The following is a 13463-nucleotide window of genomic DNA, read 5'->3' on the forward strand; positions in this document are numbered from 1 at the left end:
TTTCTCAATATCCCTATGTCCCCATATCCCCGTGTCCCTGTGTCTTTGTAATAACTGCTTCTCGTAGACACCCTAATGACCGTTTATTGAAAAATAGGATAAGCTTCAAAACCAGGAAAATCCTTTTAATATATATCGGCGTTGATTGAGATAGTGTGCTAGCGGTGGCAATTTCAACTAAATCGTGGGATTAATCACAAACAACAACGACTGTTCGTCTATTTCTGGAAATTCAACTTCCAAGGTATAAGTTGGGTTAAGTTGCTCGCAGCCTAACTCTACATTTAAGTATCCCGAAGTCGAAGATGTTGTCATTGCTAAAGTGCCACTTCCCCGCAGCGTCAAAGTTCCTTTAACAGGTAACTCAGCTTGAACAAGCAACTTCGTAAGTTTACCTAGAGACTGGTATTCTACTCTGATGTTCAAAGCACCAACACTAGTTAGCCATTGTCTTTCTACCACCGGACTGGTTGTTGAAACTGGTAGAGTCAGATTTTCTAGCAGTTGTTTAGCTGCTAGCAACGACAAAGCCATCTGTTGACGCGGTTGTAAATCTGAGTAATCGCTCTGAATAGCGGGCATTGTCTCCAGAGTGCTTGCAGACCGATAGGTGCTTCTTAGCACCAATCCAGCTATATCATTTAGTGCTTGAGACTCATTGGGAAAAAAGTTCTCCACCACTTGAACTAATTTTGCCCCCAATGGCACTGAAGATGTCACTAAAGCCTGACATTGTTCTAGCAATTGCTGGAAAACTCTTTCCGGTAAGCGGGTTGGCAAGGTCAACTTTGACTGTTGTACCATCCATCCCCAGCTCGGAACGAGTGTCATTGACGGCTCATCAACAAAATCAGGATATTCGATTAATTGTGTTTCCCAAGGAAACAACGGTGGATGTTCTTGGGCTTGGATTTGTAGCCGATGCTTAAGGACAGCTTGAAAACGATCTTGCACAGTAGGAATTTCTCCCAGTTGAAAGGTCTGGGGCGTTCCTCCTAATTTTGGCTCACTGCTTTTTGAAGCAGTGGCTTCTTTGAGGAGGTTTTTTACCCCGTCATTTTCCTCACATTCTAGCGATCGCTCGTTATTTTTGACATCATCTGTCAATAACCAATCGAGACACCGGTGTTGTAAGGATTCTGAGTCACTATTCATGAGTAGATGCACCCGATCCGGAAACTAATGAGTTACGAATTTCCCAAGCTTGCTCAAGAATCTTAAACCATCGTTTTTGCAGTTGTGCCATTGACAGCCCTAAAGTTTTTGCTATTTTTTCATCAGCTTGTCCTTGTTGCTTCAACTCTAATAAAGACCGTTGCTTATTGTCCAGCTGTGCTGTGTATACTTGCCATTGCTGAGGAGTTAAACCCAGATTGGTGTGCAAAGAAGCTTCCAGCCACTCGTGAACTAATTCCCAACGGTGCAACAGGGCAAACCGAATCAAATGATACTTAAAGCGCTGTTGTAAATAATCTCTCTGACGAGGGGTTAAACCTAAAATCGACTCAATTTCTTGTGCTGATAAATCCTGGAGGCGGAGAGAAAAATAATCAGCGCAGTCAGATTGTTGTCTTTGTTCGAGATAATTCATTAATTCTGTAACCACAACAGAACGCAAGGTGTCTTCTTCAGGTTCGGGTTCGGCTTGCGTTGCCATTGTGGAGCGCAATTGGTGAATTGCTGGCTCTTCCCAAGAACCGTCACCTTCATTATTGCTACCTTCTGCGGCTTGTTCTATATCTACACTGGTTTCTGGGGGCTGCTGTTGGGAAAAAGTTTGTGCCCGGAGGATAATTAGCTGCTGCTGACGGCCTGGTAAGGGAATGCGTCGCTTGCCGTAGCGCTCGGTAAATGCCATATACTCGGACAATTCTAAGAGCGTTTGCGGGCGATAAGTGGCACCAAGTTGATTTTCTCGCCGGAAAGCGTTCAACGCTTCTAGATAAAAACTCTGGAGGAAATCTTCGATGATTGTCAGCCGCCCTTGATAGCTCAATTGTCTCTGAGGAGGATTAATATATCGATAAATAATTGCACTCAAAGTACTGTGTAATTCGACTCTGCCCCGATTTGAACCCAACTGATAGTACCTGAGACACTGTTGCAGCCGATGCCGAGCCAAGGTCATCGCCGAGCTTTCTACAGATCCAGAAGCTTGGATACGTTTACTCTCATGACAAATCCGGTAGACTTCGGTGGTAATACGTCTTGCTACGTCGTGGCAATTCTGTTCCGAAGCTTTGGTTGACTGCTGAAACTCCTTGGACAGGAGTTGAAAGATCGCCTCCACGCCTGTAGAATTTTCTCCCAGAATAGTTGCAGATGGAATAGTTGCGGTTGCGGCTGAATTCATAGTCTCGGTTTTCAAAAGACCCTAACTTAACTTAAATACAACCTGTAGGACTGTGGGTATTGGCTAGTTTGGTTTTACGTATAAGCTAAACGCAGGCCAATCCTATATTGAGGATATGGCTGATTTTATTATTCCCAATTCTGATGGAATTGTTCACACTTGATAGATGTTATTGCCATTACCCAAGAGTCGTATACAAGTCATTATGGATTTAGAAGCACAAATTCAATTGCTGATTGACAATGCACCCCGCGATGGTATTACACCACATCTTGTTGCAGCAATTACTCCTGCCCTGAGAGCGATCGCTCAAAAATTACGCTACTCCCAGTACTATATTCTCCAGAATTCGGAGTCAAGCTGGGTTTTAACTACATTGAGCAATCGTGCTAACCCAGGATTAGAAAAACGTGTGATTTACGCTTTCCCTACCATACAGGATGTCTCTCTAATTTCCCCTGATGGGCTTGACCCTCAAATGCTAGCTAAAATTACTCCTGTCACCCATATTTTGTTCCAATTGGTGGCATTAGAACCCGTAGATAGTATCGTTTTTTTGGAGACGCCGGGTAAGACCACTCATACCGTCGAAGTTCGGCGAACTGAACTAGAAAAACTCATGCAGAAACAGTTACGACAACAGCGATCGCCTAAACAGATCCCCCCTGATATTGCATAGAAAAAATTTGGATGTGGGGTTTTTTAGATACAATCCCACATCCAAATTTTTAAATCTCAAATTTCTTTAAAAAAGTTTTTTAAATCAGTGAAAAAAGAAATTTTTTCTTTCCGTTACACCATACGATTGACTCAACTTTCGGTGAAACCTAAAATTGATTAAAAAATAGTTATCAGTGAACATTTTCCTTTTTCAAGTTTTAGTTTCCTAGTGAAGCAGAGTTTTATACTTAAGAACTTTCACATAAAAAATATCCCATTCTCGATTGTGAAGTACCCAGTAACCAAAAGCGGGTAAGTTTTTAGAGTGAGCGCTCAGTCAAACACTATTCACTCCCCAAGTAGTAATTTATTTTTTGGAAATCCTTAAGAACCTCCAAAAAAAAACCCCACTTTCTAGCTGTTCAATAAGTGGATTGAATTAAACATAAAACTGCTTTAGTGCATTAAAGCGTTAACACAACATTTCAGGTTTTCAGTACGTTATGTAAGCCACAACACACCTACATCTAAATCCCCACTTTCTACCTGAGAACTTTGATAACTGATTTAATAGAGGCGACTCAGTGTGTACTCAGCGATGTTAATCAATGCTTGGTGGGATTCTGAGAATGGGAGAACTGCAAGATGTTCAATTGCCAACTTAGCATGGTGAGCAGCTAATTCTCGCGCCTGCTGTATACCTTGACTATCTTGAATTAGTGCTAGTGCTTGCTCTAAATCTCCTTCTTGAGCAAACTCTCGTTCAATCAGCACTTCTAAAGATGGTTTTTCCGCCAAAGCAAATAAAACGGGTGCAGTTAGATTACCACTTTTTAGATCCGACCCTACTGGTTTACCCAAGGTATCTGTTGTACTGGTGAAATCTAAAATGTCATCAACAATTTGAAATGCTATACCAAAATGACGACCGTAGCTATACAGATGCTCAACAGTTTCTCGCGAGACTTCACTGAGTAACCCAGCAGCTTTAGAACTGTTGGCGATTAAGGAAGCTGTTTTGTAGTAACTCTTCTCAATGTAAGTTTCAATAGAGATACCAGCATCAAAACGATTTAATCCCTGCTGAATCTCCCCAGTAGCCAAATCCATAATGACTTCTGAGAGCAGTTTAACGACCTCTAAATTGTCCAAGTTTGCTAAATACCAGGACGATTGGGCAAAGAGAAAATCTCCTGCTAAGATGGCAATGCGGTTCCCGAACAAACTATGAACGGTAGGAACGCCTCGCCGCACATCTGATTCATCTACCACATCGTCATGTACCAAGCTTGCTGTGTGAATCATTTCTGTAATCTCAGCAAGGCGGCGGTGACGCTGTGTAATGTCTTGTTCTAACATTGTTGCCCGCGATATTAGCAGGACAATTGCTGGTCTGATACGCTTTCCCCCAGCTCCGAATAAATGTTCGGCTGCTGCAAACAGAATGGGGTGGCGATTTCCAACTAGCTGTTTTAGGTTATCTGCTAGTAGTCGCAGGTCTGCTTCCACAGGGGTAAACAGGGAGGTGGCTGGGGTCATGGATGGGCGGACTCTGACTTAGGTTACGAAAGTTTACATATCCTATACTCATTTTAAGATAACCCTGTGCCAGCGCAAAGTTTTCATCAGGTAATCCCGTTTTTATGAGTCTATGGGTGATAATTAAGGTTGTTAAGGTTTTTGTCAATAAGCAATTGTACTTAAGTTGAAACTACTCAAACTTTAAACTAAATTAAAAAATCAATTCTCAGTACACGGGATACAGGTTACATTAATTAAATTGTGTTAAGTAGTTTCTCATCTCACCTTTATTGCCACAGCTTTCAAGACAAGTTAAGCAATATTACTTATTGACAAAAATGAAGTAATTCAAATTTGCCCCCAAGAGGTGAGGCTAAATTTCTCTAGATTGAGGTGTAGCTCTGGAAAAAATTTGAAATTTAGCAGCCCAATAAGCTCAAAATTCAGGGTCGTTGTGTTACGCTAAAATATAGGAATTTTAAATTTTGTAAGATATTCGCAGCCCAAAAGTTAAGTCAGCTACTAGTTGATTTTACTTAATTGGTGCTGTGAGTCTAAAATAAATATTCGTCGGTTAGATTAAGGGAATAAATTCTTTAATTTTTCCTACGATATGTAAAACTCTTGGTTTGGAGCTGTGTGATATCCCTATGGGAAGCCGCTACACGTACTTAGCGCACGTAGAGCGCAAGCATTGCTCTTTTCCCAGCAGTTTTAGCAAAAATAAAGCAGATCGAGTAGACCGCTGAGAATCGTAGTTTTAGATTGCTAAACGGCAAGCTAACTGCTGTGGGATCTATGGTTTGCAAGAAGTCGCATTAAGTCATAAATTCTTTGTCCGTAAAGGATTTTATCTTCTCTATAGGTAATTTTACCATAGGAAACTACAGTCATCAAGAATGTACTTGCTTGGCTGAGGTTCTACTAATTTTATGAAATTTTAATATTCGTTTAGAAGGGTGCTAGTAGAACAATGATTTACGGAAGTATACCTATGATGATTTTTATTTTAGCCTCTGGATATTTGTTCACAGTCTACCTGTTATTAGCACTGGCGAAGCGAACAGGTACAAAGACTGTTCCTACAAGTTTCTCTTCATCTACCGAAGGAAAACACAAGCAGGAGATATCAGTAAGGACAAAGGTGACTCAAGCAGTTAATAGTCAATAGTCATTTGTCATTTGTCATTTGTCCTTAGTCCTTCGTCATTTATCGAAACAAATGACTAAGGACTAGGGACTGATTAGTTTTATTGGAGTTGGGAAATAGCGATATCGGTGAAAGAAACCTCTTCAACCATTGGGGTATAGCCTAGCCACTGCACTCCTGACTGAGAAAACTGTTGCGGACAACCACTGACGGCGAAGCGAGTTGGTAATGGTAGATGAGTATTTCTTAAGCCTAGTAAGTCTAGTTCTTGCGCACAAGCTGCGACAACATGAACAGCTGGATCGACCAACTGGACTTGAGAGGGGAGGAGCGATCGCAGTACTGGTGTAAGATGCGGATAATGGGTACAGCCGTGAACTAGGGTGTCAATTTCCTGCTCTAATAAAGGCTCTAGGTAGCCTCGTGCAACTTGTGCAGTGTAAGGATCGTGAATGCGGTTTTGCTCAATCAATGGCACAAACTCCGGACATCCAACTTGCCAGACTTGGACATCGGGAGCAATTTCAAGAATAGCGTGCTTATAAGCATTACTTTTAGCTGTAGCTGGAGTGGCAATTACACCAATCCGCTTTCCTTGCTGCACCGCAGCTTTTGCACCCGGTAGGATTACTCCCAAAATAGGTATGCTAAATTCTTGACGTACAGTTTCTAGGGCTAGGGCAGAACTGGTGTTGCAAGCCATAATCACCATTTTTACCCCTTGCTGTTGTAGCCAGGTAATAATTTCACGTGTAAATCGTAAAATTTCTGCTTGTGAACGAATTCCGTAAGGAAGTCTAGCTGTATCCCCAAAGTAAACTATTGATTCATTGGGGAGTTGCCGATATATTTGTCGCAGTACTGTCAGCCCACCCACACCACTATCAAAGATGCCAATTGGGGCACGTTGGGGTTCTCGATTGGAAGAATCATCAAGATTCCCTGCAAAAATGGAAGATGAATACACAGGCAGATATATTTTTAGGTTTTGGGATTTAAAATACAGAATTTAGCAGACAATCTCTAATTTGACTACTAAATTCTGCGCGTCAAAGAAGTTTAAATACCACCTCTTTAATTAGTAATTTGTACTATATTACCTCTGCTGTAAGTATTTTAGAATGCCACGAGCGATCGCTTCTGCCATTCGATTTTGATATTCTGGTGTTCCCAATCTGGGATTATCCTCGTAACCAGTCATATAGCCTGTTTCTACCAAAATAGAAGGCATGGAGCTTTTTCTAAGAACATAGAATCTCGCTTTGCGGGTTCCCCGGTCTTTAATAGTACCGATGTCCTGGAGAATGGTTTTACGAACTACTTCAGCCAGACCATAACCACTATCGAAATAATATACTTCTAAGCCATTGACATCAGGGCGATTATCAACGGAATTAGCATGAATGCTGACAAACAAAGTCGCATTAACTCGCTTGGCAATATCTACCCGTCCCTGAAGTTCTACGAAAAAGTCGGCATCCCGCGTTAGTACCGCTTGTACACCATTTTGCTCTAAAATTGCTCCTACCCTTTTCCCAATAGGCAGAATTACATTTTTTTCTAAAAGTCCCCCCAAACCAGGAGCACCTGAGTCTTTTCCACCATGTCCTGGGTCAATAACTACTAGCAATTTCCCTCTGGGAACTGAGGGACGTGGCTGTGGCTGGGAGATTGGACGAGGATTATCTATAGGATTTGGTAATTGTCCTTGGTCTGGTGATGGCAGAGGAGGTAAAGCAATGGGTGGTGTGATACTGCTACTACGTCGTAATTCTAAAGCTAAAAGCTGGTCGCCAACCTGGTTGAGTTCCCCAATTTGTACTCCGGCTGCTGGTTGAACCAAGACGGTGACAGTGTTGGATTCTTGTGGTTGCAGGCGTACCCGCAAAATCGGGCTATTAGGATTAAAAGTCGGGCCTGTGACTTTGGGAGCTAACTTAGCATTATTGATAGTGATGCGGAACAGACCAGAGGTTCTATCCCAGCCTCCTGTAGCAGACAAAGTTTGGTCGGCTCGAATCAGCAGTTGTGTGCCATTATTAGCCAGTTGTACAGACTGAATGCTAGCAGGTGTGTTACTTGGTGCTATGGGACGTGGACTGTTATTTCCAGGCAACTGGGCAACTCCACGACTGGGTAGAATCACAAAACCACCAACACTGCTAGTGGTTGCTCGCCAATTTGGACTATTTTCATCTACTTGTAAAGTCAGGCGAACAACAGATGGACTAGTTTGCAGCTGGCTGAACTGGATACGGCTAACACCATAGCGATTAATTGACAAATCTCGCTGTTCTAAACTTGGTGATAGAGTTGCGCCAGCAATATCGATGTTAATTGCCTTTTGATCGTTGCTACGATTTACCTGAATCTGAGGATTACCACCATTGGTACGGACAAAAAAACCATCACCAGTGACTTGTAAGTTCTCAATTTGAGTAACTTTGGCGACAACCATTCTGTTGTTCAGCGATCTGGTATTCAGTGGATTTACAGAGCCGCTTGTCACCACATTATAAATATTCCTTGGGGGAAACGTTGGTGTAGATGTTCTGGGTAAAGTATCAGAGGCTATAGCTTGTTCTGGTTGCCCTTCAGTGTTTCTTGCAGGTACATTGTCTGCTTCTGGTCTAGGCAATTGCACTGTCCAGCGATCGCCAGTTGTACTCACAAATTGCACTCGTTTCGGGTCTAAACTATAACCAGGAGTTAGTTCAACCACTATGCGCGTTGTTTGTTCGTCAAACTGCCCAACACGGATTGAACGAATTGCGCCGCCCACTTGTTGGGTTAGCTGCGGACGACCAAATGAGGTTCCTGGTAAATCAATAACTAGACGAGTCGGGTTAAAAATTAATTGTGCTTGGGGTTGAACATCACCTTGAGTATTGATTTCCAACTTGTTTTGATTGGCATCAAAACGCCAAGATTCAAGTCTCGCGGCCATTGCCGGCGACGATAGCATGAAGATGGTTCCAATAGTACTGGATAGTAACCAGCGTAATTTCACAGTCTTTTCTCCTGATTCACATTTATGGGAGCCGTCAACATCTCAACATATTGGCAAATCCTCACACCGTCACCGCGCACACTTGAGTTTTGCGCTGTTATTAAGACACAGCTAATGGCGTAAAATATAGCACGCTCCTCTGATTTTGCCATGCCATTAGCCTATATAAATTTGACTGCCAATTTTAGATTTTAGATTCCCGATTTTAGTTTTCTGCCAGACTAGGGTCTTGCTACACTAACACCTGTTGTAAGTGATACAAATCCAAAATCTAAAATCCTTCGACTGAGCACAGCCGTACCCTCCAAAGAAGCAAGCTACGCGTAGCGTTCCGCAGGAAAGTCTAAAATTCAAAATTTGTTGACTTGCAAAGTATCAAATGACAATAACAAAGAAGCTGCTCTTATTCCGCCGCAAGAATACTTAAATTGTTTTACTACTAAATTGGATAAAAATGGTAAAGATTAGATGTACTTACTCAACAATTTAGAAATTTAGACTAAATTACTTATCTTCTCTTTAGATACTGAAGAACACCACGAGCGATCGCTTCTGCCATTTGATTTTGGTAAGCTGAGGTTCTGAGTCTAGCCATATCCTGTCGACCAGTCATATAACCTGTTTCTACGAGAATCGAGGGCATAGAACTTTTTCTGAGGACATAAAATCTGGCTCGCCGCACTCCCCTGTCTTTGATAGTACTAATACTTTGAAGAATACTACTACGGACAATGCGAGCTAGATCCAGACCGCTGTCGTAATAATAGACTTCTAAGCCATTAACGTCGGGACGACTCGCACCTGCGGAATTAGCGTGGATGCTCACAAACACATCAGCATTAGCTCGCTCTGCTAATTGCACCCGTCCCGGAAGAGTAACAAAATAATCAGAATCCCGCGTCAGAATCACTTGTACACCATGTTGCTGCAAAATCTCACCCAGCCTTTTACCAATAGGCAAGATAACATCTTTTTCGCGCGCCCCACCTATACCAAGCGCTCCTGAGTCTTTACCACCATGTCCGGGGTCAATAATAACTACCACTCGCCCATTGGTAACTCGGCGCTGTGGTTGTATTAGGGGTCGAGGATTTGGATTGTTTGGGTCTGGGAATGGCCCGCGGTTCGGTGGTGGTAGCCCAGGTAAAGCATAGGGTGGTCTTGCAGGAAGGGTGACAACTCGCCGAGAACCTTGTATTGGTAAAGCCAAAAGCTGGTCGCCGATTTGCTGGGGTTGCCCAATTTGCACTCCTCCTGCGGGTTGAACTAAAACAACCACTGTATTGGATGCTTGAGGTTGCAGACGTACCCGAAGAATGGGGCTATTGGGAGCAAAAGTAGGCCCTATAACTCTGGGAGCTAACTTGGCATTGGTAATTGTGACGCGGAAAATACCTAAGGATCTATCCCAGGTTCCTGTAGCAGATAAAGGTTGGTTGCCTCTAATTAGCAGTTGTTTGCCATTATCGGCAAGTTGCACAGACTCAATTGTTGCTAGCGAGTTATTGACAGATGCTCTACTGGGAGAGGAAACGACTTCTGACTGATTGTCTGAATTATTACTTCCAGGCAATCTGACAACTCGACTAGGTAGAACTATCAAACCACCATCGCTACTATTAGTTGCTCGCCAATCTGGGCTATTTTTATCTACTCGCAAAGTTAAGCGGACACCAGGAGGTTGGCTTTGCAATGAGGTGAATTCGACGCGGCTAATACCATATTTGTTAACGGGTATATTCCTCTGCTGCATCAGACGTGGTGATAAAGATGCACCAGAGATATCTAGAAAGATGGTAGCGCGATCGCGGCTACGAATTACCTGAATTGGTGGATTACCACCACTGGTACGAATGAACAACCCATCACCTGTTACCTGTAAGCTCTCAATTTGAGTTGCCCCTCGTGTAGTAGTAGCAACCCTTGAAATATTAGATTGACGTTCGGAGTCTGGGGTAACTACACTGTAAGCACTTCTAGGAGATGAAGCTACTTTTTCGACTTCTGGTTTCGGTAATTGCACCGTCCAGCGATCGCCAGTTGTACCAACAAATTTCACTCGTTTCGGGTCTAAACTGTAACCAGGAGTCAATTCAACAACTATGCGTGTTGTATCTACATCAAACTGTCCAACACGAATTGAGCGAATTCCACCACCCACCTGTTGGGTTAACTGTGGACGACCAAATGTAGTTCCCGGCAAATCAATTACCAGCCGAGTTGGGTTGAAAATTAGTTGTGCTTGGGGTTGAACTGCTCCCACAGTATTAATTTCCAGCCTGTTTTGATTGGCATCAAAGCGCCAAGATTCAAGTCTCGCGGCCATTGCTGGCGACGATAGCATGAAGATAGTTCCAATAGTGCTGGCTAGTAACCAATGTAATTTCACAGTCCTTTCTCCTAATTCACATTCATGGGAGCCGTCAATATCTCAACTCATTGGTAAATCATCACACCATCACCACTTAAACTTGACTTCTGAATTCCTTGTTTGATTTTTAAGCCAGTATTTAGACACACTTAAAATCATCGATCGGGTTTCAAATTAAGTTTAAATCCCCATGCGAAACCTTCCACCTTTACAGGTGGAGAACTGTGACTCCCAATAAGGCTAGAAAACTGATAATTGATAGCTGTTTACTGATTAGTGTTTGTTCTTTGCTGCCATCGATGCACTGATTAAATAATTCCCATTACTGTCAAACGATCTAGCAAGATTTATCGGTGTTACTCCCCAATTATCTGGAAAATATTCAGATAAAGGCTCACAAGCTGAGGGAGACTAGAAATTAAGTAACATTCTGAATGCTGGTAGAAATTTATAAACAAATGATTATTCTACAATCACACGGGACGGAGATTTGAGAATAGAAGTTTCCACTGCACAATTGAAGCAGAGGGGCAGGGGAGCAGGGGAAGCAAAGGGACAAGGGGGAATTATTGAACAAGTCTCTCCCTTGTCTCCCCCATCTACCTTGTCTCTTCCTCATGCTCAATGCCCAATACTTCGACTACGCTCAGTACAAGTGCCCCATGCCCCATGCCCCATTCCCAATAATTAACGATCGCCAGAATCTGGAGTTACTCCCAAATTGCTGCTGTCATTTGATGCTGGCACTCTCGACTGAGGTGGTTCAATTACCAACGAAGTCCCAGAGGAACCGTCTAAAATTAGTTGCTCTGAATTTCCGTCCACGGTTTTTGGATCTGGAAACACAAATCGTAACAATGGAGGAGCTAAAAAGGTTGTCAAGATAACCATCATGATAATTGCTGCCCCTAATGGTTTCGAGAGAGCGCCACTGGCAGCGCCAACACCAGCAAACACTAACCCAACCTCGCCTCTAGGAATCATCCCCACACCGATCGCTAAACGGTTGATTTCCGGTTGACCAAACACGCTTAAACCTGTGATTACTTTACCAAGAATGGCTACTATAATCAGGAAAGTTGCCATAATTAGACCTTCACGATTGTCGGGAATTGCTGGGTTTAATACTCCCAAATCGGTTTTTGCCCCAACAGTCACAAAGAAAATTGGCACTAACATATCGGCAATGGGACAGACTTGCCTTTGCAGTTCTTTACGCTTATCTGTTTCTTCTAGAACTAAACCAGCTGCAAAAGCTCCTAAAATTGCTTCTAACTGGATGACGGCGGCCAGGTATGCCATAGCAAAAGCGAAGACGAATGCTGGGATTACTAGTCCACCACGTGTTTTGAGTTGATCGGCGATCGCTACAAAGGACTTATTAAAAACATTGCCTAGTAGAATTGCTCCCAAAATAAAACCAGTGGCGCTGATAATCAAATAAATTACTTTGCTGACATCCACCACGCCGTCTTTAGCTAAACTGGCAACTACCGCTAAAACGATGATTCCCAGAACGTCGTCAATTACGGCAGCACCCAAAATAATTTGCCCTTCTTTAGAATTGAGTCGCCCCAATTCTGACAGTACCTTGGAAGTAATACCAATACTAGTAGCAGTCAAAGCCGCCCCGGCAAAAATTGCGGGTACAGCTCCAATCCCAAACAAAGTCATCAGTCCCACGGTCCCAGCGGCAAAGGGTACTGCTACTCCAACTACTGCGACAACAGTGGCTTGAATACCAACTGCCATTAAATCTTTTAAATTCGACTCCAAGCCGATTTCAAACAGCAGAATGATCACACCCAATTCTGCCAGAACGGAAATGACCTCGGACTGGGCTGCAAACACTGCTGGAGCAGCTTCAGGCGTTAAACCAGCAGTGGTTTGAAGGAAGGACATAATCAAAGAGTTAGAACTGTCTGTGCCGCCTTCTGGAAAGACTAAAAGATGGAAAACAGAGATGCCAACTACCACACCGCCAACGAGTTCGCCTAAAACAGGCGGCAAACCCACTTGGTTTGATAACTCTCCACCAACTTTACTGGCGAGATAAATGACTACTAAGCTTAGTAGCACTGCTTCGACTACCATTGAACTGTCTGCGGCTTGTGTTGCGCTAGCCAGCAGAGGAAAAGAGAAGTTGATTGGTTCTAACAAATGCATTAGGTTCTCTGAAAATCCTTCTCTTTGATTCTGACGCGTTTCTGAAAAACATCCTATGGAGAAGCAATCCGAATTCAAAATGAATACGGTGTAAACTTTTCATTTACGCTGTTCAGTACTAGTGTAATTTTTTTAGTTTCAAAAAATGTAACCATTTCCGCTTTTGACGATCGCAGTGTCAAAGTAAGAACATACAAATCGTATCTAGCGATCGCACTTAAGTTGTGAAAAA

9 protein-coding genes are annotated in these 13463 nt (G+C 42.9%); 2 read left to right on the forward strand and 7 right to left on the reverse strand.

Annotated features, from left to right (window positions below; translation table 11 throughout):
* Positions 1–177: 177 nt before the first annotated feature.
* Positions 178–1155 carry a PatU gene (locus RM368_RS08180; RefSeq protein WP_322693617.1) on the reverse strand — a complete coding sequence of 326 codons (978 nt, stop codon included), beginning with the start codon at positions 1153–1155 and terminating at the stop codon, positions 178–180.
* Positions 1148–2353, reverse strand: coding sequence for a heterocyst differentiation protein HetZ (hetZ, locus tag RM368_RS08185; RefSeq protein WP_322677959.1), 1206 nt, complete (start codon positions 2351–2353; stop codon positions 1148–1150). The genes RM368_RS08180 and hetZ overlap by 8 nt, the downstream gene beginning before the upstream one ends.
* A gap of 205 nt (positions 2354–2558) precedes the next feature.
* Between hetZ and RM368_RS08190 the strand changes: the two genes are divergently transcribed.
* Positions 2559–3032, forward strand: coding sequence for a hypothetical protein (locus RM368_RS08190; protein WP_322693618.1), 474 nt, complete (start codon positions 2559–2561; stop codon positions 3030–3032).
* A 548-nt stretch (positions 3033–3580) separates the two neighbouring features.
* Here RM368_RS08190 and sds read toward each other — a convergent pair.
* The gene (sds, locus tag RM368_RS08195; protein WP_322693619.1) at positions 3581–4552 is read right to left on the reverse strand and encodes a solanesyl diphosphate synthase; all 972 of its coding nucleotides are present in this window, start codon (positions 4550–4552) and stop codon (positions 3581–3583) included.
* A 955-nt stretch (positions 4553–5507) separates the two neighbouring features.
* Here sds and RM368_RS08200 point away from each other — a divergent pair.
* Positions 5508–5705 (forward strand): hypothetical protein, encoded by a 198-nt coding sequence (locus RM368_RS08200; protein WP_322693620.1) that lies wholly within the window; start codon positions 5508–5510, stop codon positions 5703–5705.
* 79 nt (positions 5706–5784) lie between these two features.
* Here RM368_RS08200 and murI read toward each other — a convergent pair whose 3' ends face one another.
* The 4 genes from murI to RM368_RS08220 all read right to left on the reverse strand — a co-directional run bounded on the left by murI (position 5785) and on the right by RM368_RS08220 (position 13231).
* Positions 5785–6651 (reverse strand): glutamate racemase, encoded by an 867-nt coding sequence (gene murI, locus RM368_RS08205; RefSeq protein ID WP_322693621.1) that lies wholly within the window; start codon positions 6649–6651, stop codon positions 5785–5787.
* Positions 6652–6780: 129 nt separating this feature from the next.
* The gene (locus RM368_RS08210; protein ID WP_322693622.1) at positions 6781–8694 is read right to left on the reverse strand and encodes an N-acetylmuramoyl-L-alanine amidase; all 1914 of its coding nucleotides are present in this window, start codon (positions 8692–8694) and stop codon (positions 6781–6783) included.
* A gap of 508 nt (positions 8695–9202) precedes the next feature.
* Entirely contained in the window at positions 9203–11083 is a 1881-nt protein-coding gene (locus RM368_RS08215; RefSeq protein WP_322693623.1) for an N-acetylmuramoyl-L-alanine amidase, read from the reverse strand.
* A gap of 669 nt (positions 11084–11752) precedes the next feature.
* Positions 11753–13231: a cation:proton antiporter gene (locus RM368_RS08220; protein ID WP_322693624.1), complete on the reverse strand. Its 1479-nt coding sequence runs from the start codon at positions 13229–13231 to the stop codon at positions 11753–11755.
* Positions 13232–13463: the final 232 nt, after the last annotated feature.

The organism is Nostoc sp. DedSLP03 (assembly GCF_034530815.1).
Classification (GTDB): domain Bacteria; phylum Cyanobacteriota; class Cyanobacteriia; order Cyanobacteriales; family Nostocaceae; genus Nostoc.

What these genes read in the sequence shown, in the direction of transcription:
- RM368_RS08180 (WP_322693617.1), bottom strand. Translation starts at nt 1,155, where the DNA reads ATGAATAGTGACTCAGAATCCTTACAACACCGGTGTCTCGATTGGTTA.
- RM368_RS08200 (WP_322693620.1), top strand. Translation starts at nt 5,508, where the DNA reads ATGATTTACGGAAGTATACCTATGATGATTTTTATTTTAGCCTCTGGA.
- RM368_RS08220 (WP_322693624.1), bottom strand. Translation starts at nt 13,231, where the DNA reads ATGCATTTGTTAGAACCAATCAACTTCTCTTTTCCTCTGCTGGCTAGC.
- RM368_RS08190 (WP_322693618.1), top strand. Translation starts at nt 2,559, where the DNA reads ATGGATTTAGAAGCACAAATTCAATTGCTGATTGACAATGCACCCCGC.
- hetZ (WP_322677959.1), bottom strand. Translation starts at nt 2,353, where the DNA reads ATGAATTCAGCCGCAACCGCAACTATTCCATCTGCAACTATTCTGGGA.
- sds (WP_322693619.1), bottom strand. Translation starts at nt 4,552, where the DNA reads ATGACCCCAGCCACCTCCCTGTTTACCCCTGTGGAAGCAGACCTGCGA.